This is a genomic window from Paenibacillus sp. D9 (assembly GCF_001188365.1).
Lineage (GTDB): Bacteria > Bacillota > Bacilli > Paenibacillales > Paenibacillaceae > Paenibacillus_O > Paenibacillus_O humicus.
Genome location: NZ_JZEJ01000001.1, coordinates 2,051,347 through 2,077,667 on the forward strand (window position 1 = coordinate 2,051,347; position 26,321 = coordinate 2,077,667).

Sequence of the window (26,321 nt, forward strand, 5' to 3'; positions counted from 1 at the left end):
CTCATTTTTATGTGCGTTATGATCATTTTCATTGTCATCGAATCAAAAAAAGCGTAGACTGAAAGAAAACGAACTGCCGCTGACAGGGAGGATGAACGATCATGGAAATTCGCGTATTTCAAGATAACAAAGACCTGGATGCCGCTGCAGCCTCGCTCATTGCGGAGCTCGTCGCCGCCAAGCCGAATGCCGTTCTCAGCCTGGCTACCGGATCGACGCCGGTGGGCATTTACCGGAGCCTCGTCGATACGGCCGCCCGCTCCGGAATTTCCTTCAAATCCGTCTCGACCTACAATCTCGACGAGTATGTGGGATTGACGCCGGACAACGAGCAGAGCTACGCTTATTACATGAACCAGCATCTGTTCTCCAAGATCGATATTCCGCTGAATCGGACCTTCCTGCCGGACGGCATGTCGGGCGACCTGGAAGCCCACTGCGCCGCCTATGACGCCATGCTGGAGCAGGCGGGCGTCGATCTGCAGCTGCTCGGGCTCGGCCATAACGGCCATATCGGCTTCAACGAGCCGGACAGCCAGCTCAGCGCCGGCACCCATGTCGTGACGCTGGACGAAGCGACCCGCGAAGCCAATGCGCGGTTCTTCTCCTCCATCGACGAGGTGCCCCGCCAAGCGGTCACGATGGGAGTGGGCTCCATTCTGAAGGCCCATCGCATCCTGCTCGTCGTGCGCGGCGCGGACAAGGCCGATATCGTGAAGCGCGCGCTGACCGGCCCGGTTACGACCGACTGCCCCGCTTCCCTGCTGCAGACCCATGCGCGGGTAACGGTTCTGCTCGATCGGGAGGCGGCAAGCTTGCTGGCAACAGGAGGGAATGAAGGATGCAGCACTTTCGCGTCAGCCATGTAAATATCGCCGTCGGCGATGAAGCGGTATACGGCTCCGTCACCGTCAAGAACGGCCGCATCGCGGCCATCGAGCCGGACGGGCAGGGCGATACCGATACCGATACCAATATTGCGACGGTCGACGGCCGCGGGGGCTGGCTGCTCCCCGGCTTCATCGATCTGCATGTCCACGGCGGCTACGGAGCCGACTTCATGGACGCCACGCAGGAAGCCTACGATACGATTACGAAGTTCCACGCCTCGCATGGAACGACGACGCTGCTCGCCACGACGATGACGGCTTCGGAGCAGCAGATCTCCCGCGTCCTCGAAGCGGCCGACGAATACCGCAGCGCCCCGATGCCGCATGCTCGGATCGGCGGGGTGCATCTGGAGGGGCCGTTCCTCAGCCCCAAATGGATGGGCGCCCAGAACCCCGAATTCCGCGTCGATCCCCGGCTCGAATGGCTGCAGCAATGGAATGCGTCTTATCCGGGGCTGATCAAGCAGCTGTCGCTCGCTCCGGAGCTGGCCGGCTCCATCGAATTGATCGCCTGGCTGTCGGAGCATGGCATCATCGCCGCCGCCGCCCATACGGATGCCACTTATGACCAGGTGGAGGCGGCTGCGGACGCCGGCCTCCGCAGCGCGGTCCATGCGTTCAACGCGAGCCGCGGCCTCCATCACCGCGAGCCGGGCACGGTCGGAGCCATCCTCACGGATGACCGCATCCATGCGGAGCTCATCGCGGACGGCCATCACGTGCATCCGGCCGCGATGCGGCTGCTCGCCCGCGCCAAGCAGGCCGACAAGCTTTCGCTCATTACGGATGCGATCTCGGCGGCCGGACTGTCCGACGGCCAGTATGAGCTCGGCGGCCAGCCGGTGACGATGAAGAACGGCATCTGCCGCCTGACCGGAGCCGGCAATCTGGCCGGCAGCACGCTCACGATGGCCGGCGCGCTCCGCCTGTTCAAGGCAGCCAGCGGCTGGAGCGTGCCGATGGTGAGCCGGCTGTGCAGCGGCAACCCCGCCGCGCTGCTCGGCATGTCCGCCCAGACCGGCAGCATCGCCGAAGGCAAGTGGGCCGATCTCGTGCTGCTTGACGAGAGCCTCGATGTTGCGGCGACCTGGGTCGGCGGCGAGGCGGTCTACGAGCGTTGACCTTATTTCCTTTTTAAACTGCAGGCGGCCTGTGCCAACAGGCCGCCTTTTCACGTTTAGAAGGAACAAAACCCCGGAGCGAGGACGCTCCGGGGTTATATCGATTGAAAATGCGTGCACAGCCGAGCGGTCCAATCTCGCTACAGCCTTTGCCGTCGATTCCGCTTCAGCCTTGTTCCGCGGTTTCGTCCTCATCTTCGGCTTCGCCGGCCACATAGACCGCGACGCCGCAGCGCCGGGCCGCATCGGCCAGGCTCCCGTGAAGATGGCGGTCCGTGATGACCGCCTCCAGATCCTTGAGCTGGGCGATGGAGAACAGGGATGTCCGGCCCACCTTGCTCTGGTCGAAGACCGCGTACGTAATCTGGGACCGGCTCATCAGCGCCTTGGCGATTTGGGCTTCCTGCTCCGAGTAGGTCGTGATGCCGCCGTTCTCCGATATGCCGTCGACGCCGATGAACATCTTGCCGATATTGAGATGGGACACCATGCCTTCCCCAAGCGGGCCGCACAGCTCGAAGCTGTTGTGCCGCATCATGCCGCCGGTTACGACGACCTGAATCTCGCTTCCCGCAAGCTCCATCGCGATGTTGACCGCATTGGTCACGACCGTGATCCCCTTGCGGGTCTTGAGCAGCTTGGCGATGAGGTAATTGGTCGTTCCTCCGGAGAGGCCGACCACGTCCCCCTCCACGATATGCCTTGCGGCTTCCTGGGCAATATGCTCCTTCTCGAGCAGGGAGATGCCTTGCCGCTCGGCGAAGGAGCTGTCCCGGACGGGATTCATGCCGTCGTACATGGCCCCTCCGATCGTGCGCACGAGCGGTCCGGTGCGTTCCAGCAGCTCCAGATCCCGCCGCGCCGTCGCCTCGGAGCAGCCGAATTTCTCTACGATCTCGGGGATCGTTATGCGTCCCTGCTGCTTGAGCACGGTCAGGATGCCGTCCCGCCGCCGCTCGCCCTTGTTCGGTAATTCCGTCATCGGATCAACGCTCCACCCATACCGAATTATCCAGCCGCTGCTGGACTGCTGCCCAGCTCGGCAGCGCTTCCCAGTCTCCTCTTCCCTGCACGACAAGAGAGCCGCAAATGCTGGCGATCCTCGCCGCTTCGCGGGCGCCCATGCCCTTCAGCAGGCCGGCGAGGAAGCCCGCGCCGAAGCCGTCTCCGGCTCCGACCGTATCGACGACCTTGTCCGCCGGATAGAAAGGAATCGCCTCTGCGGCCCCGTTCTCCAGGAGGAGCGAAGCGCCGTCCTTGCCTTTGATGATCGTGACCGCCTTCAGCTCGGCCAAGCGCGACAGGATGCGGGCTTCGTCCTCCGTATCGTAGAGAAGCTTGAGCTCGTCCCAGCCCGGGAGGAAATAATCCGCCATCGCAGCCGCCCGCAGGATGCTGTCCCTCGCTTCGTCCACCGACCATAGCTTGAGCCGGAGGTTCGGGTCGAAGCTGATCTTGACTCCCGCCCCCGCTGCGATTTCCATTGCTCGGAACGCGGTCTCGCGGGCTTCGGCCGACAGCGCCATCGTGATGCCCGTCAGATGCAGCAGACGGGCTCCGCTTATGTAAGCGCCATCCAAATGATCCGGCCGCATCCTGCTCGCCGCGGAGCCTTTGCGGGAATAGTGGACGGCGAGCCGTCCGGCCTCTTCCTCGCGGAACATCATTCCCGTCGGAGCTTCCTTGCTGAGGGCCGCCCTCGATACATCGACGCCTTCGCCCCGCAGCGCCTTACGGATTCTCCTCCCGAACGGATCGTCGCCGAGGGCGCCGAACCATCCGACGCTGCAGCCGAGCCGCGCGGCGCCGATCGCCGTATTGCTCTCGGCGCCTCCGAAGGCGATCTCGAGCGTAGAAGCATGCTCCAGCGTGCGATGCTCGGCAGGCATGAACAGCGCCATGCTCTCTCCGAACGTAAGCAGCTCCGGAGTTCTGTTGTCCATTTGCCGCTCCCCCTGTCACTGGATGTTGCCGCCAATCAGGCATGGTCAGGCCGCCGGGTGAATCATTTGTAGAAAGGATTCACCATCAGGTAAAGCGTCACGATATAAAGAACGAGCAAAATGAAGCTGAACATGCGTACTTTGCCGATCTCCGCCGTAGCGCTCTGGCCGGCCTGAATCTGGCTGACGATCCGCTTCAGCGGTTTGGTCTGGATGCCGCCGAGCGCCGCGATGGCGAGGAACAGCACGATGACCAGGACCATCCACAGCACGGTGTAATCCGCCTGGGAGATCAAGTAGCCGCCCGTCAGGAACTGCAGGATCAGGAAATACTGGGCGATCCGGTTGCCGGCGATCAGCCCTTCGGCCAGCCCTTGCTGTCCCGCTCCCGCGAGGCGGGATGCACGGCCTACGAGGAACGGAAGAATCAGGTAGAAGCCGACTCCTCCCGCCCCGAGCACATGCAGAAAAATCATGATGGAATTCATTTATTTACCTCCTTGGCCTATCTAACGTTCAGTATACTAAATCAATGTTCGCTTTACAAAACTAACCTGCGAAAAAGCGCATAAAACGCCTTAACGCTTGCTCTGGCTTTTATTTTCTTCTCTTTCTTTCCCCTTCACCGCCTTCCCGCTCCGGATTTAAGCACATCAGAGCTATGAAAGCCGGCTTTTCAAGGGACCCTTTCCATCAAAAAGAGCAGTCCGCCGGGGCTCCCCCCCTTCCGGACCGCTCTTTTCTGCGAACCTTACTTTTTGCGGCCTTGCCGCTGTAGACGCAGCCGGCTCTCGCCGAGCGTAAGCTTCCGCTGCCGATCGGCAGGCATGCCGGCTAGCTTTTGCTGATGCCATGCTTGCGGAGCACGCCATGGATGGCGAAATAGTCCACCTCCGGCGGCAGGGCATCCTTGAGCGGACGCAGCTTGTCGCCGCCAAGCCGCTGCACCGCCTCGAGAATGAGCGGCTCCTGCTCCTCGGGAATGATCCGGCTCCAGTCCAGCTCGGCTCCCTCGTCCGCGCAGCGCATGAGATGGTTCTCCACCGTTACGCGGCTGAGACCGCGCTCCTGCGCGATTTCCTCCACATCCTTGCCGGCCGCGAACAGGTCGTAGGTGGCGGTATGGCTGCCCGCTCCGCCCGAGGCCGCATCGCCGGTCCGCCTGGCGGAGCCGGACGGCGGCTGCGCGCCTCCACCCCGGCTGAACAGATCCGGCTCTCCGGAGAGATCCGCGGCCGCTCCGGACGTGATCGCGAGCAGCTCCTCGCCGTACTTGCCCGCCTTGGCGGCGCCGATTCCTTTCACGCTCATCAGCTCGTCCATCGACGACGGCCGCGCCGCCGCCAGCTCGCGCAGCGTCGCGTCGAAGAAGAGCATGAACGGCGGCACGCCCTCGCGGGCAGCGGCTGCCCGGCGCCAGTCGCGCAGCGCCTCGAACAGCGGCGAGGACTCGCCTCCGCCGCTCTGGGCGGCCTTGCGTACCGTCGTGATCTTGCGGCGCACGACCGTCTTGCTGCCCTCGAGCACCGGCAGCGCCTCCGCCGTCAGCGACACCGTCGGATACTGGCCCTCGCTCATGCGGAGGTAGCCTTCGGCGACGAGCCAGTAGAGCCAGTCGGAGACTTCCTTCTCCGGCCATTCCCTCATGAGGCCGTAGGTGGACAGCCGGTCCAGCCCGAACTGGATGATCTTCTTGTCGCGGGAGCCCTTCAGCACCTTCGCCGCCATCGCGACGCCGAAGCGCCCTTTCATGCGGCCGACGCAGCTGAGCGCCTTCTGAGCCTCGGAGGTCATGTCGAGCCGCTCGCTCTTGTCGAGGCAGTTGGCGCATTTGCCGCAAGGCTGCACGCCCTTCTCGCCGAAATAGTCGACGATGAACTGCTGCAGGCAGCGTTCCGTACGGGCATAGTTCATCATGGAATACAGCTTGGACAGCTGCACGCTCTTGCGTCCGTCGTCGCCCGCTCCCTGCTCGATGAGGAAGCGCTGGATCTGCACATCCTGCGGCTCGAACAAGAGGAGGCATTCGCTCTCCTCGCCGTCGCGTCCGGCACGTCCCGCCTCCTGGTAGTAGGATTCCAGATCGCCGGGCATCTGCCAGTGCAGGACGAAGCGGACGTTCGGCTTGTCGATGCCCATGCCGAAGGCATTGGTGGCGACCATGACGCGCGTCTCGTCGAAGCGGAATTTCTCCTGCGCATCGGCGCGCTCCTCGTCGCCAAGGCCGCCATGGTATTTGCCGGCGGGTATGCCTTGGCGCAGCAGCTCCGCGTGGACAGCCTCCGTCTCCTTGCGCGTCGCGGCATAGATGATGCCCGACTGATCCGGGCGCTCCTGCAGGAAGCGGGTCAGAAACCGTTTCTTGTCGGCGCCGCTGACGACCGACAGCGACAGGTTCTCCCTGGCGAAGCCGTTGATGAAGATGCTCGGATCGCGCAGGGCGAGCATGTCCGCGATATCGCGCGAGACTTCCGGCGTCGCCGTCGCCGTGAAGGCGGCGACGAGCGGGCGGTCCTCCATCCGCGTGATCCAGCCGGCCAGCTGCCGGTAGCTCGGGCGGAAATCATGCCCCCACTGGGACACGCAGTGAGCCTCGTCGATCGCGATGAGCGGAATGCGCATCCGCTCCGACAGCTCCCCGAACATGGGAGCGTCGAGCCGCTCCGGAGCCACGTACAGCAGCTTGTATTCGCCGTTCAAGGCGGCCCTCAGCACCTCGCGGTATTCGGCAGCGCCGAGAGAGCTGTTGAGGAAGGCGGCCGGAACGCCGACCCTGCGCAAGGCGTCGACCTGATCCTTCATCAGGGAGATGAGCGGCGAGACGACGATGGTCGTGCCGGCAAGCAGCATCGCCGGAATCTGATAACAGACCGACTTGCCGCCGCCGGTAGGCAGAATCGCCAGCGTATCGCTGCCTCCCGTAATAGCCGCGATGATATCCTCCTGCCCCTGCCGGAATGAATCGTAGCCGTAGACGCGTTTCAGCAAATCGCGCGCTTCCTCCAGCATAATCATCGATGAACCCCCTTCTTGCGCCGTCCCCGACGGCGCGGCATTCCTTTTATCCTTCAAGCTGCCCTCCGGCATTGCCGGCGGCGAGCATCGCATGTTCATGGCTGCGGTACAATCCGGACATGACGGCCGCATGCAGCGCGGCTCCGGCGGCGCTTTCCTCTGTCATCGCCGCCGTCCGGAGCGGCAAGCCGGTCCTTGCGGCGAGCAGACGCCGCATGGCCGGATTGCGCCGGATTCCGTTGCCCGTGCCCGCGATGCGTGCGATACCCGCGCGCAGCCCGGCAGGCAGCGGAGCGAGCATGTCCAGCAGCTCGTCGACCGTTCCCTGCAGAAATCCGGCGATCAAGCCCGGCACCGTGAAGCCGTCCTCGCGGATGCCGGTGATGCTGCCGGAAGCCTCCGGCTCGCTCCGGCTTCCGAGCCATAACGGCGAGACGGTCAGCTCCGGCTTGATGCCTTCCCGCTCCAGCCGGTCCAGCTCGGCTTCGGCAGCTTCATTCATGCGGCTGTACAGCCGCTCCGGCGCCGCGCCTCCAGCCAGCTCCGCCGCTTCCCGCAGGAAGCGCTCCAGCAGCTCATAGCTCTTGCCTCCCGCGAGAGCCGCGCCTGTCAAAAGCCAGCCTCCGCCCGGCATCGGCCTCGATTCCAGCCCTTCCGCCAAAACCCGCTCCCCGCTGTAGAGCGCGATCTGGGCGCCCGTGCCGATCGTAACGAGCAGCGTTCCCTTCCTGATGCCGGCGCCGCCGATGAAGCCAGCCTGGCTGTCGCCGATGGCCGCATAGACCGGAATGCCGTCATTCGTCCGGCCGACAGCCGCTTCCTCCGCGGCCGCTGCGACCCGCGGAAACAGGTCCGGCTCCATGCCCGCTTCGACGATGACGTCCTCGTCGAAGCGCCCGGTCTCCGGCTCGAACAAGCCGATCGCAGCTGCCTGAGTGGCGTCCATGACCGGCTCGCAGGCTCCGCACAGCCTCATCGCCACATAATCGCCGATCGTGCACAGCGAGGCCGCTCCATCCGGGACCAGGCCATTTTCCCTATTATAGCTGTGGGTTGCCGATCCATAACCGCTGTAGACGCTGCTTCCCGACAGCCGGGACAGCAAGGAGGCATGGGACTCTCCTGCCGCTTCTTCCCCCGCCCGAGCTCTTCCTCCTCGCGCGTCCTGCCATGTATACAATGGACTGACGGCTCTTCCATTCCCGTCTGCATAGAGGATGCCGTGCATCTGCGAGGAAATCCCGATTCCGGCGAGCCTGCCGCGCCAAGGCCGGTACTGCTCCAGCAGCGCTGCCGCATCGCTGACGATCCGCTCCGGATCCTGAAGCTTTTCCCACGGATGCTCCGCCGGAAGCCATGCCCGGTTCGGCGCGGCCGCAGTGTGTACGGCGAGCCCGGATGACGCATCCCAGACCGTCACGGCGAGCGAGGTCGTGCCGATGTCTATGCCGGCCGTATGCGTGCGCAAGCCGGCTTCTGCCTCTATGTGCCCAGCAGCTGTATCCATAAAGACCTCCCGGCCGTCCAGCCTAGTTGATTCTATCGGTGAAGTCTATTATAGCATGGACCGGCCGCATGACGCTCTTCCGGCGGACCGGCCGGCCCCGGAATTCCCCGGAATCGACAAACAGGCGGACCACGCGGTTCTTCGCCGCGCGATCAACGCCTGATGTCCCTCGGGAACGACCCGAACCGCTCCATTGCTCCTCTTCTCATGAATGGCGAGCAGGAGCCTAGCCGTCCTTCCCGAATGCCGCGGCTTCCGCCAGCGCCATCTATTCCTCTTCGTCGACAGCCGCATTCATGACCGCCTGCGGCTCCTCCAGCCTTGACTTCAGCTCGTGGAGCTCCCGGTACAGCAGCTGCAGCTCGGCTTCCTTGGCCTTGATGAGCACCGTCACCCTGTCCATCGCTTCCAGCAGGCTTTGCCTGACTTCGCCCGCTTCCGGCGAGTAGGATACGCCAAAGGTCGCTTCGACCCATTTGTCGGCCGCTTCCCTGCCTTCGCGGCGATAGATTTCGGCGTAGACATCGAACATGGCCGCGACCGTCTTGCGGCAGTTCCAGCCGAGGATGACGATGCTGTCGGTCGCCTTGCTCACCGCCTGCATCAGCTGGAAGTCGTTCAGCCGGCCTCGCCGGGCCTCCACTCGTTCGACCTCGGCGGCGAAGGTCGGAAATGCCGAGCGGAAAAGCTCCGCGGATGTCAAATATTCTTCATGTGTAATCAAGGACTCCTCTTCCATCTTCAGCCTCCTTCAGCCGGTTCTCGCGTATTCTATATGCTTCGGAGGATCGATACCCGTTTAAGACCTTACCTGAAATCGGATCCTCTTAAAAATTCTCTCCTTCTCACAAAAGAAAATATCCCGGAACCCGAAGGCCCCAGGATATTGTTCCGGATCGACCCGCGACGAGTCCCGCTTACGCGTTCGTGCCGGCTACAACCTTCACGACGTTGCGCACGGACTCGGCGGATTTGTCGAGCGCCGCTTTTTCTTCGGCCGTCAGCTCAAGCTCGAATACTTTCTCGATGCCGTCGCCGCCGAGAATGGCAGGCACGCCGAGGAAGAGGCCGTCGTAGCCGTATTCCCCTTCCAGCAGGGCGATGACCGGCAGAATGCGTTTTTTGTCCTTCAGGATCGCTTCGGTCATTTGCACGAGCGATGCCGCCGGAGCGTAGTAGGCGCTGCCGTTGCCGAGCAGGCCTACGATTTCGCCGCCGCCGACGCGGGTGCGCTGCACGATCGCCTCGATGCGGTCGGCCGGGATCAGCTTCTCGATCGGGATGCCGCCGACGTTGGAGTAGCGGACGAGCGGAACCATGTCGTCGCCGTGTCCGCCGAGCACGAAGCCGCGCACGTCTTCGACGGATACGTTGAGCTCTTGCGCGATGAACGTGCAGTAGCGGGCCGTATCGAGCACGCCGGATTGGCCGATGACGCGGTTTTTCGGGAAGCCGAGCGTCTCGAAGGCGGCATAGGTCATCGCGTCTACCGGGTTGGATAGGATGATGACATAAGCGTTCGGGCTCGACACCTTGATGTTCTCGCATACGGAACGGACGATGCCGGCGTTCGTATTCACGAGATCGTCGCGGCTCATGCCCGGCTTGCGGGCGATGCCGGCCGTGATGATGACGATGTCGGAATCCTTCGTATCGTCATAGTTGGACGTGCCGATGATGTTGGCATCGAAGCCTTGAACCGGGGAAGCCTGGAGCATGTCGAGCGACTTGCCCTTCGTCGGGTTCTCGAGCTGCGGAATGTCGACGAGAACGACGTCGCCCAGCTCTTTTTGAGCCAGCATGAGAGCCGTCGTCGCTCCGGTGAAGCCTGCGCCTACAACCGTGATCTTATTGCGCTTAATTGCCATGTGAATAACCTCCATCGGATTGGAATGTCGAACCTATGACGCCAAAGGCGGCCTCGCCGCTTGCAGATCAACGCTTGCCGCCGGCCGAATGCCGTTGTCGCGAATGCGCCGGAAGAGTGGAAAAGCCCGCCTAAGCGGGCTTTGGTAAGTTACATGTTGGCGATGACTTGATCGGCGAACTCGGAGCATTTGACTTCTTTGGCGCCTTCCATGAGGCGGGCGAAGTCATACGTAACCGTTTTGTTGTTGATCGAAGTTTCCATGCCTTTGTAGATGAGGTCGGCCGCTTCCTGCCAGCCGAGGTGCTCCAGCATCATGACGCCGGACAGGATGACGGAACCAGGGTTCACGACGTCTTTGTCGGCATACTTCGGAGCCGTGCCGTGCGTAGCTTCGAAGATGGCGTGGCCCGTCAGGTAGTTGATGTTGGCGCCTGGAGCGATGCCGATGCCGCCGACTTGGGCAGCGAGGGCGTCGGAGAGGTAGTCGCCGTTCAGGTTCAGCGTCGCGATGACGTCGAAGTCGGTCGGACGGGTCAGAACTTGTTGGAGGGCGATGTCGGCGATGGCATCCTTCACGAGGATTTTGCCGGCTGCGAGAGCTTCTTCCTGAGCTTTGTTGGCCGCATCCGTGCCTTGCTCTTCCTTGATGCGGTCGTATTGATCCCAAGTGAACACTTTGTCGCCGAACTCGGCTTCAGCCACTTCGTAGCCCCAGTTTTTGAAGGCTCCCTCGGTGAACTTCATGATGTTGCCTTTGTGCACCAGCGTAACGGATTTGCGGCCATGCTCGATCGCGTATTCGATCGCAGCGCGCACAAGGCGCTTGGAGCCTTCAGCCGATACCGGCTTGATGCCGATGCCGGAAGTTTCCGGGAAGCGGATCTTGTTGACGCCCATCTCGTTCTGCAGGAAGGACAGCACTTTTTTCACAGCGTCCGTTCCTTCTTGGTACTCGATGCCCGCATAGATGTCTTCCGTGTTCTCGCGGAAGATGACCATGTTCACGAGCTCGGGACGCTTCACCGGGGAAGGCACGCCGTCGAAGTAGCGCACAGGGCGCAGGCAGACGTACAGGTCGAGCTCTTGGCGGAGAGCGACGTTCAGGGAGCGGATGCCGCCGCCGATCGGAGTCGTCAGAGGACCTTTGATCGCGACGATGTATTCGCGGATCGCGGTCAGCGTATCGGCCGGCAGCCATTCGCCGTATTGGTTGAACGCTTTTTCTCCGGCGAATACTTCGTACCAGGCGATTTTTTTCTCGCCGTTGTAGGCCTTCTCTACAGCTGCGTCAAGGACGCGCTTGGAAGCGCGCCAGATGTCGCGGCCGGTGCCGTCGCCTTCGATGAAAGGCACGATCGGGTTGCTGGGAACCTGCAGTTTTCCGTCTTGAATCGTAATTTGCTCGCCTTCGGTCGGGAGCGCGAATTTTTCGAGTTGCGGCATGAGTGGGTATTCCTCCTCTGATATGATTGCGGCCGTGCGATGATGCCCGTCCAGATGCGGCTCGTCCAAAAAGGAACAAGCCGGGATGAATGAAGCCTGCCCCGGCAGCGTGCCGGGGCATGAGCTTATGGATTAGCGTTGTTCAATCGGGATGAACTTCGCGTTCGATGGACCGGTGTATTCCGCGCGAGGGCGGATCAGCCGGTTATTATCATACTGCTCGAGAATATGCGCCGTCCAGCCGGACAGGCGGCTGATCGCGAAGATCGGAGTGAACAGATCGCGCTGAATGCCGAGGGTCGTATAGACGGAAGCGGAATAGAAGTCCACGTTCGGCTTCAGACCCTTTTGTCCCGTTACGATGTCTTCGATGTGCACGGACATGTTGTACAGGTCCATGTTGCCCTTCAGCTTGCCGAGCTCCTGCGACATTTTCTGAAGATGCTTGGCGCGCGGGTCGCCGTTTTTGTAGACGCGATGGCCGAAGCCCATGATCTTCTCTTTGTTGGCGAGCTTCTCGTTGATGACGGATTCCACGTTGTCCGGGGATCCGATCTCCTCGAGCATGACCATGACGGCTTCGTTGGCGCCTCCGTGGAGAGGTCCCTTCAGCGCGCCGATGGCGGACACGACGCCGGAGTAGATGTCGGACAGCGTAGCGACCGTGACGCGGGCTGCGAATGTCGACGCGTTGAGCTCATGGTCCGCATGGAGAACGAGAGCCTGGTCAAGCGCCTTGACGGCGACTTCGTCCGGCTCGTCGCCGGAGAGCATGTAGAGGAAGTTGGCGGCAACGGACAGGCCGGCCTTCGGAGCGACGGGCTCCTTGCCTTCCCGGATGCGCGCAAACGCTGCGATGACGGTCGGAAGCTGGGCCTGAAGGCGGATCGCCTTGTCTACGTTGGCTTCCTTGGACATATCCTGGGCGGCAGGATCGTACAGCGCCAGCGAAGAAACGGCGGTTCGGAGAGCAGCCATGGAGTTCGTGTCCTTCGGATACAGCTTGATGCCTTCCACGACTTCGGAAGGAATCGCGGCATATTGATCCAGCTTGGATTTAAGCTGCTCCAGCTCGGATGCGGTCGGAAGCTTGCCGTACCAAAGCAGGTAGGCCACTTCTTCGAAGGTTGCGTTCTCAGCGAGATCGTCGATGTCGATGCCGCGGTAAGTCAGCACGCCGTCGATGATGGAGCTGATGGACGAGGTTGTGGCTACGATGCCTTCAAGTCCTTTGGTAGCTGTCATAGTTATCTCTCCTTTGGCTTCGGCCTGGGTAGCAGGGCGAATAGTAGTATGCGGACATGGGATTACAGATGCAGGACGGAAGTCCGCATCTTGGCAGCGCCTTCATGCTGCGCCTCGGCAGTGTGATAAGAGGCTGGAAGAGATCCACGAAAAACCGAATGAATCAGTCGTCCCTATTATCATAACGAATTTTGCGTCCGAATCCAACTTGTTGCGACATAAAATTGCTTTATCGGTATCATAGAATTATCTTGTTGCTGAACAATTTCCTTTCCTGCCGCCTCTTTGCCGCTGCGATTGGAAAGGCCTGCCGCCGAAATGGTACACTGGACTGACTATGCCGCCGCCGGGTCCGACCGGCGGCTTCAAGGAGGAGAAGTCATGAACGAGCAGAGAACCGGCATCATCGACATCGGCTCCAATTCCATCCGACTCGTTGTCTACGAGCAGACGGCTTCGGGAGCGCATCGCGTCATCGACGGCAGCAAGCGGCCGGCGAGGCTCAGCTCGAGAATTACCGCGGACGGAACAATCGATGAAGCCACGACGCGGGAGCTGGTCGAGATTCTCGGCCATTTCCGCCTGATCTGCGCCCACCACCGGACGGGAACGATCCGCGCGGTAGCGACAGCCGCCCTCCGCAATGCGGCCAACGGGGAAGAGGTCATCGCCGTGCTGAACGCCGAAACCGGCCTGCATGTCGAGCTGCTTCCCGGTGAACAGGAAGCCTCCTGCGGCTTTCTCGGCATGGTCAACACGATGGATATCCAGGACGGCTTCCTCATCGACATCGGGGGCGGCAGCACGGAAATATCCCTGTTCCGCGACCGCACGCTCGTCCAGAGCGTCTCCTTCCCGTTCGGCTGCGTCAGCCTCTCCCGCCGCTTCCTCAAGGGAGGCATGCTGGACGACGAAGGGCTGAAGGCGCTGGAGGCCGAGGTGTCCGAAGCCGCCCGCAAGGAGCCTTGGCTGACTTGGTCTCCCGGCCTCCCGATGGTCGGCGTCGGCGGGACAATCCGCTCCCTGGCGAAAATCCATCAAGCGGTACGGAAATATCCTTTCCCGCAAACCCACAACTATTCCATGCCGTCCGAAGATGCGGAACGCCTCTTCGCCACGCTGCGGGACATGCCGATGGACAAGCGGCGCAAATTCCCCGGGTTGTCCAAGGATAGGGTCGATCTCATCCTGCCGGGGCTGGCGGTCCTGCTGCTGTTCCGCAGGCTGACGGGAGCAACCGAGTACAGGGTGTGCGCGGCAGGGCTGCGCGACGGGCTGTTCTTCGCCTCCCAGTTCCCCGATCGGCCGCGGCTCGACGACGTGCTCGGCTACAGCGTAAGCAATACTTACGCCCTCTATCCCGAAGCTCCGCTCGCTCATGTCAATCAGGTCAACCGGCTGTCGCTGGAGCTGCTGGACAGCCTCAAGGACACGCAGGCGGCGTCAAGCCTGCAGTCGCTCGGGGGGCGGGCTGCGGTCGTGCTCGACGCGGCTTCCATCCTGTACCGGATCGGAGCCTCGATCGACCATGCGGCCTATCCGAAGCATACGTTCTACCTGCTCACCAACTGCAGCCTGAACGGAATGACGCACCGCGAAAATGTCCTGACCGCCGCCGTCGCCTCCTTCCACAGCCGCAGCCGCCTGAAGTCCCAGCTGGAGCCCTTCGCGTCCCTCCTTGAGGACAGCGATGCCGAAGCGGCCGCGCTGCTCGGCTCGCTCCTCCAGCTGGCGGCCACGCTCGACCGGAGCGAGACGCAGCCGGTCAGCCGCCTCGACATCTCCATCAAGGGATCTTCCTTGCAGCTGCAGGCGATCCGCCCCTCCGGCTCGCTTGCGCTGGAAAGTCAGGAAATCGAGGACGGCGGACGGGAGTTCGCCAAAATATGGGGCCTGACGCCCACTCTGTCCATCCGCTGACCGGTTTTTGCGGATCTTCTATCGAGCGGATGAACAGGCTGCGCCCCTTCTCTTGCGCAAAGCCGGGTCCACTCCATAACCGATACAGCCGTCCCGCTTCGATCCGGGACGGCTGTTTCTTTTGGGGATGAAGGAAGCGGGACTAGGAATGGATCAAGCCGGCATCGTCCGTGCCCGGCTGCTTCCAGGAAGAGATCTTCTCCGCGACGAACTGGCTCCGCAGAGGAGGCCGGTCCGCATCGGGCACTTTCTCGTAGCTCCCCGACGGCTTCAGCTCGCGAAGCTTGACATTGTCGCTCAGAATGAGCTCCAGCATCGCAACCAGGCTCTCCCTCAGACTGGCGTCGAATACCGGGCACATCAGCTCGATCCGGCGCGTCAGGTTGCGCGTCATCCAGTCGGCGCTGGACAGGTACACCTCCTCCGCCCCGCCGTTGCGGACATAGAGCAGCCGCGAATGCTCCAGATGCCTGTCGACCAGGCTGAAGACGCGGATATTCTCGCTCAGCCCCTCCACGCTCGGCCGCAAGCAGCAGACGCCGCGAATGATGAGGTCGATCTTGACGCCGGCCTGGGAAGCCTCGTACAGCTTGTCGATCATTTCCTGATTGGACAAGGAATTCATCTTGGCCGCGATATAACCGCCGCGCCCTGCCAAGGCATGCTCCTTCTCCCGGTCGATCAGGCGGAACAGCTTATCCATCAGATCGGTCGGCGCGACGGCGAATGCCTGCCACTCGTATGGGGAGGAATACCCTGTCATCTCGTTGAACAGCGCCGAGGCATCGGCGCCGATGACAGGATGGCAGGTGAACAGGCCGACGTCGGTATACGCCTTGGCCGTGCTGTCGTTGTAGTTGCCCGTCCCGACATGGACGTAACGGCGCAGCATTCCCTCTTCCCGTCGCACGACGAGCAGAATCTTGGCATGCGTCTTGAGCCCGACGAGGCCATAGACGACATGGCAGCCCGCTTTCTCCAGCTGACGGGCCCAAGCGATATTGCGCTCCTCGTCGAACCTGGCCTTCAGCTCGACGACGACGGTCACCTGCTTGCCGGATTCGGCCGCCGCCGCGAGCGCCCGCACGATTTCGGACTGGCCGCTGACGCGGTACAGGGTCATTTTGACGGCAAGCACGTTCGGGTCCTCCGCTGCCTGCTGCACGAAGTCGGCAATCGGCTCGAACGATTCGTACGGATGATGGAGCAGCACGTCGCGGCGCCGGATGGCGTCGAACAGGCTGTCGTCCTCCTCGAGCTCCGGCGGATAGATCGGCTCCAGCCTCGGGAAGCGCAGGCTGTCCCTGCCCTGCAGCGCGGAGGAAAACTTCATGAGGAAGCCAAGATCAAGCGGACCTCCGATCTCCAGGATATGATCCTCGATCTCGAGCTCCTCCTTGAGCAGCTCCAGCGCATACGGATGGAAGCCCTCCTCCACCTCCAGACGAACCGGCATGCCCCAGCGGCGGCGGCGCAGCTCCTTCTCGATCTCTTCCAGCAGATCCTCCGCGCCTTCCTCGTTGAGCGTCAAGTCGGCGTTGCGGATCAGGCGGAACGAGTGGACGGCAAACGGTATGTATCCGTTGAACAGCGTATGGATATGGGCTTGAATCAGGTCTTCCAGCAGCACGTATTCCATCTTCTTGCTGTTGCCCCTCGACGGTATCGGCACGAAGCGCGGCAATATCGACGGCACCTGAACGATCGCGAAATAAGGATCGGCCTCGCTGTCCCCGCTGTCGTCCTTGAGCAGGACAGCCAAATACAGCTCGCGGGTGTGCAGCAGCGGGAAAGGCCGGCTCTGGTCGACCGCCATCGGCGTCAGGACGGGGAAGACGATCGTCCGGAAATATTCGTCCATGGCCGCTTCCTGGGCGGCGCTCAGATCCTCCATTTCCTTGAACCCGATTCCTTCGCGGGACAGTCCCCGCATCACTTCCCGGTAAGTCCGGTACTGCTCGGCCACCATCTGTCCGGTGCGCTTGATCAGTCTTTTCCACAGTCCCTGCGGGGTGTAGCCGGTAAAATCGACCTTGGCGTACCCGGCCTTGAGCTGGTCCTGGATGCCGGCCATCCTCACGCTCGTGAATTCATCCAGATTGCTCGATACGATCGCGAGAAACTTCGCTCTTTCGAGGAGAGGCGTCGAGGCGTCCTGGGCTTCGCCCAAAACCCTCCGGTTGAATTCGATCCAGCTGAGGTCCCGGTTCACATAGGGGGACAATGCTTTTGTCATGGGTCAGAAGCCTCCTTGCTCGTTGTCCCTATTATGCGGCGCAACTGTTTCTTCTATATTAAGATGCTGTAAAAGGACGGTAAATGCTCATCTTTTTGCATGCGCGTCCCCGGCTCAGCGGCCGATGATGAAAAATTTCCCTCCCCCGCCTCCGCGGAACAGCCGCTCCAGTAGCCGATACAGCCTGGCCCGGTAAAAGCCTCTCGTGAACGGCAGCAGCATCGTCAACCCGACGATGTCCCCGATAAAGCCCGGCAGCACAAGGAGCAAGCCGCCTCCAAGGATGCACAGCCCGTCGAGCAGCGCATGGCCCGGCGGCTCTCCCCTGCCCATCCGCAGCCTCATTTCCTCCCACGCCTTGCGACCGCGGGTGCGGGCGAGAACGCCTCCGAGCACCGCCGTTCCGGCCATCAGCAGCACCACGCCGGCGCCTCCGATCCAGCGGGACACGAGCATGATGACGATGACCTCCGCCACGATATAAGCCGCAATCCCGAGCATGAACTTCTGCATGAATCCCCATTGCCTGGCCTTGTTCATCGATTCGCCCCTTTCCGGGCCGGTTCGCCCGCATGCTGCTTCAGAAAAGCGTACAACTCGGGCAGCCGCCTATCCAGCCTCGCAGGCTTGAAATCCCTGCCGACCCATACATGGCGCGTCCCTCCGGACACCAGCAGCTCGCCGGGCAGTCCTGCTCCGGCTGCATCCGCCTCGCCCGGAGGATATGCGACGGGAAGCTGATCGCCCGGCTCGATCGGCAGACGGCGGATCTGCGTCCGGAAAGCCATTCTCATCGGCGTGTAGCTCTCCACCCGGGTACAGATCAGAAGACAGTCGTCATAACGGGCCGGGGAATGAAAGGCGCAGTCGATGTCCACGACCGGCAGCAGCAGCCCTTCATCCTCGATGCGGCGGTACGGATACCCGGCGGAGCGGATCAGCTCGGTACGGCCGATCTCGAACCAGACCATATAGTTCGTATGGAAGACGATGCCCATGGCATCCGTTTCCTTGTATCTCACCCGAATCGGATGAAGATGCCAAGCTTCAGCTTTCATGCTCTTGCCATCCTTTCTGTACCCGCTTGCCGGCATGGTCTGCAAAAAAGAAAAAGCCGTGCAAAACGCGCCGCCCCTGCCGGTCCCTCGCGGGTCGGAAGGGCGCGGATGCGGCCTGCACAGCTCTATCTGGTCGTCCCGAGCGGCCGGACCTCTCGGATGACGGACCGCTTTAGAGGACTTGGGATTGTCCGGTGTAAATAACGCCCATTTCTCCGTACACGGTCACTTCCATGCCGTCCTGGAACAGCTCGAAGGCGTCTTCGATGCCGATGACGGCCGGAATGCCGAGATTGAGGCCGACGACAGCCGCATGGCTCGTGATGCCGCCTGTAACCGTCAGGATCGCCGCCGCTTTCTCGATGGCGGGCATGAAGTCCTTGTCGGTCGATACGGTGACGAGGATGGAGCCCGGCTTCGTTTTGGCGATGGCTTCCTCCGGCGTGCGGGCGAGCACGATTTTGCCGGTTGCCGTCTGGCTGCCGATGCCTTGGCCTTTGGCCACAAGCTCGCCGATATGGTGAACCTTGATCAGGTTCGTCGTTCCGGCGCGTCCGACCGGAACGCCGGCCGTAATGACGATCGTATCGCCAAGGCTCACAAGGCCGGTGTTGAGCGCGCCTTCAACGGCGATGTTGAACATTTCGTCCGTCGTGTCGGCGTTCGCTCCTTTGGCCGGGATGACGCCCCAGGTCAGAGCCAGGCGGCGCATGATGCGCTCATCCGTCGTAACCGCGATGATCGGAGCCTTAGGACGGTACTTGGATACCATGCGTGCCGTATACCCGCTCTCCGTGGAGGAAACGATCGCTTTGGCCTGCAGATCCAGGGCGGAGTTGGCGACAGCCTGGCTGATCGCTTCCGTGACGGACGTCTGCTGCGCGCTCGCCTGCTTGACCAGGATCTCGCGGTAGTCCAGCGCGGATTCCGCGCGCTCGGCGATGCGGGACATCGTCAGGACGGATTCCATCGGATATTTGCCTGCTGCGGTCTCGCCGGAGAGCATGATCGCATCCGTGCCGTCGAAGATGGCGTTTGCCACGTCGCTCGCCTCGGCGCGCGTCGGGCGCGGATTGCGCTGCATGGAATCCAGCATCTGCGTCGCCGTGATGACCGGCTTGCCGGCCAGGTTGGCCTTCCGGATCATGTTCTTCTGGACGAGAGGCACTTCCTCGGCCGGAATCTCCACGCCGAGGTCGCCGCGCGCGACCATGAGGCCGTCGGACACTTCGAGAATCTCGTCGAGGTTGTCTACGCCCTGCTGATTCTCGATCTTGGAGATGATCTGGATATGGCTCGCATTGTGGCGCTCCAGCAGCTCGCGGATCTCAAGCACGTCGGAAGCCTTGCGCACGAAGGAGGCGGCGATGAAATCGACGCCCTGCTCGATGCCGAACACGATGTCGTTCGCGTCCTTCTCGGTGATGCCCGGCAGGGAGATATGCACGCCCGGCACGTTGACGCCTTTCTTGCTCTTGATCTGGCCGCTGTTGACGATGCGGCAGTTGATCTCCGTGCCCTGGATGTCGGCGACGGTGAGGCCGATGAGGCCGTCGTCGATGAGCACCGTGGAGCCGACTTTCAGGTCGGCAGGGAGATTCTTATAGGTAACCGGAATCCGGTGGCGGTCTCCGAGAATTTCCTCTGTCGTCAGCACGATGTAGTCGTCCTGGATAAGCTCGATCGGCTCTTCCTTCAGCTTGCCCAAGCGGATCTCGGGACCCTTGGTGTCGAGCAGGATCGCGACCGTCTTGCCGAGCTCCGAGGATGCCTGGCGGATGTTGGTGATGCGCGCTCCATGCTCCTCGAAATCTCCGTGGGAGAAGTTCAGGCGGGCGACGTTCATGCCGGCAAGAATCAGTTTCTTGGTATTTTCCAGAGACTCGCTGGATGGGCCGATGGTGCAGACGATTTTTGTTTTGCGCATGGGTATGAATTCCTCCATCAATATAGCTTGCTTGTGAACACTATCAATCATTCTACCACAATCGGCAAAAATATAGACATCGCTTTTGGAGCTTGTCCCGGCCTGCGGGAACCAGGCTCCGGCCAAGATGGCCTATGCATGCGGACATGGCTCCGGGCGCTGCCAAGGCGGCAGCGCCCGTCATTGCCTGGCAGGTTCTCTTAGTGGACCCGCGCGGATTCGGCTGCGGAGGGAGATGCCTCTCCGGCCTCCGGCGCGCCCGCTTCAACCGGAGCGGCTCCGGTCTCGACCGCCGCCTCGCCGCTCAAGCGCTCCTGCGGGTCGCCTCCGGCCTGGGGCTCGCGCCCTTGCGGCCCTTCGACGGCCGGAGCCGACGGGGCGAACGTGAAGCGGCCGATCTTGCGGAACTTCTCGTAGCGGTCTTCCACCAGCTGCTCCGGGGTCAGAAGCGACAGCTCCTGCAGATGGCGCCACACGGCTTCCTTGATGAACGCCGACTGCTCCGCCTGGCCCCGATGCGCGCCGCCCTTGGGCTCGGGCACGATCTCTTCGATGATGCCGAACGACAGCAGATCCTTCGCCGTGATTTTCATCGCTTCGGCCGCCTGGTCCGCCTTGGACGCATCCTTCCAGAGAATGGAAGCGGCGCCGTTGGGAGAAATGACGGAGTAGATGGCATTTTCCAGCATCAGGACGCGGTTGCCGACGCCAAGAGCCAGCGCTCCGCCGCTGCCGCCTTCTCCGATGACGACGCAGACGACCGGCACGCCGAGCATAGCCATCTCGCGCAGGTTGCGCGCGATCGCCTCCGACTGGCCGCGTTCCTCGGCCGTATTGCCGGGATAAGCGCCTTTCGTGTCGATGAAGGTGATGATCGGCCGCTTGAACTTGTCGGCCTGCTGCATCAGCCTCAGCGCCTTGCGGAAGCCCTCCGGATGGGGACTGCCGAAGAAGCGGGCGATGTTGTCCTTTGTATCCTTGCCGCGCTGATGGCCGATGACCGTCACCGGCACTCCGTTCAGCTTGGCCAGGCCGCCGACGATCGCCAGATCGTCCGCGAACAGCCGGTCGCCGTGCAGCTCCAGGAAATCCGTGAAGATGTCATGGATGAAGTCGAGCGAGGTCGGACGCTGATGGTGGCGGGCCAGATGCATCTTCTGGGCAGGGCTGAGCTCGCTGTACATCTCGTCCTCCAGCTGCTTGCAGCGGGCTTCCAGACGGGCGATCTCGTCGGTGAAGTCGATGCCCGTATCCTGGCTGAGCCCTTTCAGCTCCTGGATTTTGCGGCGAAGGTCGCCGAGCGGCTTCTCAAAAGGCAATTCAGACGCCATGGGCTGTCTCCTCCTTCACGGGGGCATGCATGTCCAGCACGCGGGTCAGCGTCGATTTCATGTCCTTGCGGTGAACGACGCGGTCCAGCTGACCGTGCTGCAGGTTGAATTCCGCCGTCTGGAAATTGTCCGGCAGCTTCTGGCGGATCGTCTGTTCGATGACGATCCGGCCTGCAAAGCCGATCAGGGCGCCGGGCTCGGCCAGATTGTAGTCGCCAAGGCTCGCGAAGCTGGCCGTGACGCCGCCGGTGGTCGGATCCGTCATGACGGAGATGTAGAGGCCGCCGTCCGACTGGAACTTGGCCAGCGCTGCGCTCGTCTTGGCCATCTGCATGAGGCTCAGGATGCTCTCCTGCATCCGGGCGCCGCCCGAAGTCGAGAAGATGATCATAGGCAGCCGGCGCTCATGCGCCTGCTCGATCGCGCGGGTAATCTTCTCCCCGACGACCGAGCCCATGCTGCCGCTGAAGAAGTCGAAGCTCATGACCGCGACGACGACGGGGAAGCCGCCGATCTCGCCGGTGCCCGTGACGACAGCATCCTTCAGGCCGGAGCTTTTCTTCTGGGTTTCCAGCTTGGGGGCGTAGCCCGGGAACTCCAGCGGATCCTCGGAAATCATATCGGCGTCGAATTCAGACAAACGTCCGTCATCGAGCGTCATTCCGATACGCTCCCAGGCGCTCAGCCGGAAATGATGCCCGCATGACGGACATACTTTCAGGTTTTTCTCCAGTTCCTTGCTGAATTGAATCGTCCCACATTTGGGACACTTGTTCATCAGCCCTTCGGGAATGTCCCGTTTGGGACGCTCCTGGCTGTCGCTGCGCTCCCGTTCCGACGGAACGGTCGCGTATTTGCGTTTATGAAATAAGTCCTTGAACACGAGTGACACCTCTCAAGACGCTAAAGTATAGTCGAACCGGCCATCACGAATGAAGAATGGAGCTCAGGACCTCCTGGACTTCCTCCAGCTCTCCGGACGGAACGAGAATCTCGTATTGCTGCTTGGACATGTTTATCGGACGTGTCTGTACGAGAAAGCCTTCTTCCGTCAGCCGTTTTTGGATCCTCTCCGCGATTCTCGCGGTAGGCGCGATGTAGATGACCGTCCACATGAAAGGTACCTCCTGATATTCCGGAAACAGGCCACATGATCTCACAATCATAGCATAGGAAAATAATTTCCCGCAAGAAACAGGACTGTCGGATCGGCGCGTTCGGCCCGGATTGCGGATTGGAAAAGGGTCGGAAGGAGTATTTCTGCGGCCGCTAGGGCCTTGCCAGGCTTGTCCTCCGTCCCGAGAGGAAGGGGAAGAAAACGTCTTGAACACATGCGAAGAAACTTGCGGCGAAGCCGATGGATCTCTGTTCGTCCGGCTGGATTCGGGCATTCCGGCGCCTCGCGGCGCACGGAGCTGAAGGAGCATGCCGGAGCTTCAGCAGGTACATTCGTCCCCGGCATGCGGAATCCCTCTTTTTCAATCCGAGGTTTCGCTCGCGTCCAAGGCGCTGTAGCTCAGCGCCTTGGGATCCTGATGGGCGATTCGGGCGGAAGCGGCGGCGGCCAGCCCCGCCACGAGGTCGTCCAGGAAGACGTGGACCTTGCCTGTCGTCTTGTCGTTCAGATGGCTGATGATGCCGGGTTTGACCTTGTCGAGATATCCGAAGCTGGTCAAGCCGATCATTCCGTATACGTTCGTTATGCCCATCGCCAGCGTCTCGTCGACGCCGTAGAGCGATTCGTCCTTCTCCATGATGGCCTGCAAAGGATGCGGCAGCAGCTTGCGCTCCGCCAGCTCATCCAAGGCGATGCCCGTGTAGAGCACGTACTGGACCTCCCGCTTGCCCAGCACCGTGCGCACGCTTTCCGTGCATTCCTCCATCGTGAGCAGAGGATTGTAGGGAAGCTGCAGGGAAAGCACGATTGAAGCCACATCATCGACGGTTACGCCGCGCCGGCCGAGCCAGCGCTCCATTTCGGAACTCATCCGCATTCCCTCCCGCAAATATTGCCGTGAGAACGGCGGCCGCAAACGGAGACACGAGTAGAGGCGCGGCCAGCCGGCCGCCCCTCTTGTCCCTGTTCCCCCGCCCCGGCTCGACCGCCATGGTAGCCCAAGCCTGACGACTTGTGTTTCCTACTCTATGCGCGTGTCCCGGGAAATGTTCCGTTAATTTCCGGTGAAGCAAGCGGCGCATCAGGCGGCGGCGAGGCTTAGGGCCGGGACCGCTGTCCTCACCGGGAGCTGGCCCGGACTCCCGTCGGCGGACGGTCCCGCAAGCCGGACAAGCCCGGCCTCGGCGGGGCAAGGCGCATATCCGGTGCAAGCTCGGAACGGCGCACATACGCTGTCGTAAAACAAGCGAAACGCGCGATAAGGAGGAGCTGTCCCCTTTGTCCAGTCCGTTGGTATCGATCATCATTCCGTTCTACAACGACCCCTATATAGGCAGCGCGATCCAAAGCGCGATGGAGCAAACCTATCCCAACAAGGAAATCGTCGTCGTGGACGACGGATCCACGCTGCACAGGGAGCTGCTGCTGCCCTATCTGCAGTTTCCAGGGATTTACCTCTGCGCAAAATCCAACGGAGGCACGGCCAGCGCCTTGAATGCCGGCATAGCGATCGCCGCGGGCGACTACATCGCCTGGCTGAGCTCCGACGACCGGTTCTATCCGGGCAAGCTGGAGAAGCAGCTGGCGCACATGATTCCGAGAAACGGAGAAATATCCTTCAGCGATTACGACGTCATTGACGGGACCGGTCATGTCACAAGCCGGAACGTAACGCCCAAATATGCCCATGTCAGCGACTTTCTGAAGGCATTCGAGCACTACTGCCCGATCAACGGCTGCACGGTGGTAGCCCGCAAAAAACTGCTGCTGGAGCTTGGCCTGTTCGACGAGTCGCTGCCTTACACCCATGATTACGACTTATGGTTCCGCGCCGTCCTGAGCGGAGCTGACTTCCAATATGTGGATGAGGCGCTGATCCAATACCGGGTCCACGAAGGGATGGGCACAATCCGCAATCTGCCTGTCATCGAGCTGGAAGCCGAAGCGACCCGGCAGCGCTGGTGGCCGCTGCTGGATCGATGGATCAAGAGCAGGCTGAGGACTTGATGCCGGGCCGTCTGAAAAGGAGGCGCTCCTTATCGCGATCGAGGTAAGCATCATCATGCCGACCCATAACCGCTATCCGCTTAATCTGCTCACGCTGTATTCTCTCGAAGCGCAGACGTACGATCTGTCCAAGGTCGAGGTCATCATGATCGACGACGCTTCGGACGACGAGACCCCCGGCATCGCCTCCGGCCGCTCTTTCCCGTTCGAATTCCGGTATTACCGCTTGACGAGGAACATTGGCCGGCCCCGAGCCCGCAATATGGGCATCCATGCGTCGCGCGGACAGCATCTCATCTTCCTCGATGCGGAGATCATCGTGCCTCCCGAGTTCATTGAAGCCCATATGAGCCTTCACAGGGAGCATAGCCGCCTCATCGCCGGAGGACTGTTCGCGGTCCGCAAATCCTATACCCGGCTGGATCCGCAGCTGTCCCCCGGCCAGCTGCTGCAGGCGGAGGAGCTGCTCGTCCGCCATCCGGATCTGCACGGAAAGTGGCTGCGCACCCGGATGCTTCCCGATCCTCCGGCACTTTTCGAACGCGAAGACATTCTGGAAGGCCGGTATCTCGACATGACAGCTGAAAATCCGCATGGGAACTACTTCGTGAAGAATGTGATCAGCCTATATGGAGATTGGTTCCACGGCTTCCATCTGCCCTGGATCATGGCCGGGACGGGAAATCTCTCGCTGGAGAGGGCTGCCTTCGAGGTTCATGGCCTGTTCGAGGAGTACGACGGCTGGGGAGCGGACGATATCGAAATGGGCTACCGCCTGTTCAAGAACGGATACCGGTTCGTCCATCTGAGCTCCGTCCCGACCTATCACCAGGAGCATCCGCTCCAGACGTCCATCGGGCAGGAGGGCAAGATCAATTTTTTCCTGTTCCAGCAAAAATACCGGACGGTAGGCATGCTTGCCCTGCTGCTTGCCCATCCTCCGATCCTTATGTCCTACCGGGACGTCAGCAGCGTGCTGGATGATATCTATGCCCTCCGCCGGAACGAGTCCGAGCGTCCCTTCTTCCATCTGACCAGCTCCTTCAGGGCGATGCTGGAATCCGTCGGGCGCCTGACGCGCTACGACCTTCCCGTGCGGAATTTGATCAGGGAATGCGGCTTCCTCGTTCCGAGCGCGGAGGAGAAGCTGTTTCTCGAGGAGAAGCGGGCTCTCGAGGCTTCGGGGAAGCATCCGCATCTATGCCAAGCGCTGGATCGGATGCTGTCGTTATGAATGCCGTCTAAGATGCCGCCCCGCATTCCGGGGCCTCCGTCCGCCGTCCATGCGAAAAGGCCGTCCCCCCTCTGGAAGGGGGAACGGCCTTGTTCGGGAGACGCGGGAAGGCGCCGGGGCAGCCGGCTGGACCGGCTGTTATTTGACGACAGCGGAGCCTTTGCCGAGCAAGCCTTCGACTCCGCCCATAAGCTCGGGAGAGGGCTTGACCTTGTAACGCTCGCTGAGCGCGATCGTCCTGCCCTCGCTCTCGTAGAAGAGCACGGTCCCCAGCGGACCCGGATGGCCGGCCAGCAGCGCCTTGAGGCGCTCCAGGACGGCGGGATGCTCACGGTCCGCCGCGATTTTGACGTACAGCCGCTGCGCCCCGCGAGGGGCGGCTGCGCGGCGCGGCTCAGCCGGGACAGAGCCGGCTGCGCCGGGGCTCGCTGCGCCGGAGCCCGCTGCGCGTGGGGCC

At 61.8% G+C, this 26,321-nt stretch carries 23 protein-coding genes; 5 read left to right on the top strand and 18 right to left on the bottom strand.

The annotated features are described in order from the left end of the window. Positions 1-101: 101 nt before the first annotated feature. Entirely contained in the window at positions 102-869 is a 768-nt protein-coding gene (gene nagB, locus VE23_RS09435) for a glucosamine-6-phosphate deaminase (RefSeq protein WP_049867845.1), read from the top strand. Next, positions 842-2,011, top strand: coding sequence for an N-acetylglucosamine-6-phosphate deacetylase (gene nagA / locus VE23_RS09440; protein WP_049867846.1), 1,170 nt, complete (start codon positions 842-844; stop codon positions 2,009-2,011). Before nagB ends, nagA begins: the two co-directional genes overlap by 28 nt. A 166-nt stretch (positions 2,012-2,177) precedes the next feature. On the opposite strand, the gene VE23_RS09445 is transcribed toward nagA, so the two are convergent. From VE23_RS09445 to citZ, 9 genes are all read right to left on the bottom strand, one after another. Next, the gene (locus VE23_RS09445; RefSeq protein WP_049867847.1) at positions 2,178-2,993 is read right to left on the bottom strand and encodes a DeoR/GlpR family DNA-binding transcription regulator; all 816 of its coding nucleotides are present in this window, start codon (positions 2,991-2,993) and stop codon (positions 2,178-2,180) included. A 4-nt stretch (positions 2,994-2,997) separates the two neighbouring features. After that, a complete protein-coding gene (locus VE23_RS09450; RefSeq protein ID WP_049867848.1) occupies positions 2,998-3,954 on the bottom strand; it encodes a sugar kinase in 957 nt (318 codons plus the stop codon). Positions 3,955-4,016: 62 nt separating this feature from the next. Next, positions 4,017-4,442 carry a hypothetical protein gene (locus VE23_RS09455; protein WP_049867849.1) on the bottom strand — a complete coding sequence of 142 codons (426 nt, stop codon included), beginning with the start codon at positions 4,440-4,442 and terminating at the stop codon, positions 4,017-4,019. 346 nt (positions 4,443-4,788) lie between these two features. After that, a complete protein-coding gene (recQ, locus tag VE23_RS09460; RefSeq protein ID WP_049869678.1) occupies positions 4,789-6,963 on the bottom strand; it encodes a DNA helicase RecQ in 2,175 nt (724 codons plus the stop codon). Positions 6,964-7,015: 52 nt separating this feature from the next. Further along, entirely contained in the window at positions 7,016-8,476 is a 1,461-nt protein-coding gene (locus VE23_RS09465) for a sedoheptulokinase (RefSeq protein ID WP_049867850.1), read from the bottom strand. A 268-nt stretch (positions 8,477-8,744) separates the two neighbouring features. Then, positions 8,745-9,215 (bottom strand): hypothetical protein, encoded by a 471-nt coding sequence (locus VE23_RS09470; RefSeq protein ID WP_021880349.1) that lies wholly within the window; start codon positions 9,213-9,215, stop codon positions 8,745-8,747. Between the two features lie 178 nt (positions 9,216-9,393). Next, the gene (mdh, locus tag VE23_RS09475) at positions 9,394-10,344 is read right to left on the bottom strand and encodes a malate dehydrogenase (protein ID WP_048748587.1); all 951 of its coding nucleotides are present in this window, start codon (positions 10,342-10,344) and stop codon (positions 9,394-9,396) included. 149 nt (positions 10,345-10,493) lie between these two features. After that, on the bottom strand, positions 10,494-11,789 hold the full coding sequence (gene icd / locus VE23_RS09480; protein WP_048748586.1) for an NADP-dependent isocitrate dehydrogenase: 1,296 nt from the start codon (positions 11,787-11,789) through the stop codon (positions 10,494-10,496). A gap of 132 nt (positions 11,790-11,921) precedes the next feature. Then, complete coding sequence (gene citZ, locus VE23_RS09485) at positions 11,922-13,034, bottom strand: citrate synthase (protein WP_048748585.1); 1,113 nt, start codon at positions 13,032-13,034, stop codon at positions 11,922-11,924. A 381-nt stretch (positions 13,035-13,415) separates the two neighbouring features. Here citZ and VE23_RS09490 point away from each other — a divergent pair, with 381 nt between their 5' ends. Then, on the top strand, positions 13,416-14,954 hold the full coding sequence (locus VE23_RS09490) for a Ppx/GppA phosphatase family protein (protein ID WP_048748584.1): 1,539 nt from the start codon (positions 13,416-13,418) through the stop codon (positions 14,952-14,954). 142 nt (positions 14,955-15,096) lie between these two features. Here the strand turns inward: VE23_RS09490 and ppk1 are convergent, their stop codons facing one another. The 8 genes from ppk1 to VE23_RS09530 all read right to left on the bottom strand — a co-directional run bounded on the left by ppk1 (position 15,097) and on the right by VE23_RS09530 (position 23,494). Then, complete coding sequence (ppk1, locus tag VE23_RS09495; RefSeq protein ID WP_049867851.1) at positions 15,097-17,190, bottom strand: polyphosphate kinase 1; 2,094 nt, start codon at positions 17,188-17,190, stop codon at positions 15,097-15,099. A gap of 114 nt (positions 17,191-17,304) precedes the next feature. Beyond that, a complete protein-coding gene (locus tag VE23_RS09500) occupies positions 17,305-17,730 on the bottom strand; it encodes an FxsA family protein (RefSeq protein WP_021880355.1) in 426 nt (141 codons plus the stop codon). Continuing rightward, entirely contained in the window at positions 17,727-18,248 is a 522-nt protein-coding gene (locus tag VE23_RS09505; RefSeq protein ID WP_048748583.1) for an acyl-CoA thioesterase, read from the bottom strand. Before VE23_RS09505 ends, VE23_RS09500 begins: the two co-directional genes overlap by 4 nt. Positions 18,249-18,420: 172 nt before the next feature. Further along, on the bottom strand, positions 18,421-20,175 hold the full coding sequence (gene pyk, locus VE23_RS09510; protein ID WP_049867852.1) for a pyruvate kinase: 1,755 nt from the start codon (positions 20,173-20,175) through the stop codon (positions 18,421-18,423). Between the two features lie 200 nt (positions 20,176-20,375). Continuing rightward, the gene (locus VE23_RS09515) at positions 20,376-21,506 is read right to left on the bottom strand and encodes an acetyl-CoA carboxylase carboxyltransferase subunit alpha (protein WP_084781372.1); all 1,131 of its coding nucleotides are present in this window, start codon (positions 21,504-21,506) and stop codon (positions 20,376-20,378) included. Beyond that, the gene (gene accD, locus VE23_RS09520; RefSeq protein WP_048749079.1) at positions 21,496-22,389 is read right to left on the bottom strand and encodes an acetyl-CoA carboxylase, carboxyltransferase subunit beta; all 894 of its coding nucleotides are present in this window, start codon (positions 22,387-22,389) and stop codon (positions 21,496-21,498) included. Before accD ends, VE23_RS09515 begins: the two co-directional genes overlap by 11 nt. Before the next feature lie 43 nt (positions 22,390-22,432). Beyond that, a complete protein-coding gene (locus VE23_RS09525; protein ID WP_048749077.1) occupies positions 22,433-22,621 on the bottom strand; it encodes a glutamate decarboxylase in 189 nt (62 codons plus the stop codon). A 363-nt stretch (positions 22,622-22,984) separates the two neighbouring features. Then, a complete protein-coding gene (locus VE23_RS09530; RefSeq protein ID WP_048749075.1) occupies positions 22,985-23,494 on the bottom strand; it encodes a phosphatidylglycerophosphatase A family protein in 510 nt (169 codons plus the stop codon). 407 nt (positions 23,495-23,901) lie between these two features. Here VE23_RS09530 and VE23_RS09535 point away from each other — a divergent pair, with 407 nt between their 5' ends. Then, positions 23,902-24,630 (top strand): glycosyltransferase, encoded by a 729-nt coding sequence (locus VE23_RS09535; RefSeq protein ID WP_049867853.1) that lies wholly within the window; start codon positions 23,902-23,904, stop codon positions 24,628-24,630. 55 nt (positions 24,631-24,685) lie between these two features. After that, positions 24,686-25,864 carry a glycosyltransferase gene (locus tag VE23_RS09540; RefSeq protein ID WP_049867854.1) on the top strand — a complete coding sequence of 393 codons (1,179 nt, stop codon included), beginning with the start codon at positions 24,686-24,688 and terminating at the stop codon, positions 25,862-25,864. Between the two features lie 138 nt (positions 25,865-26,002). Here VE23_RS09540 and VE23_RS26980 read toward each other — a convergent pair. Next, positions 26,003-26,321: hypothetical protein (locus VE23_RS26980; protein ID WP_198156149.1), on the bottom strand; the 319-nt coding region annotated here is incomplete at its 5' end.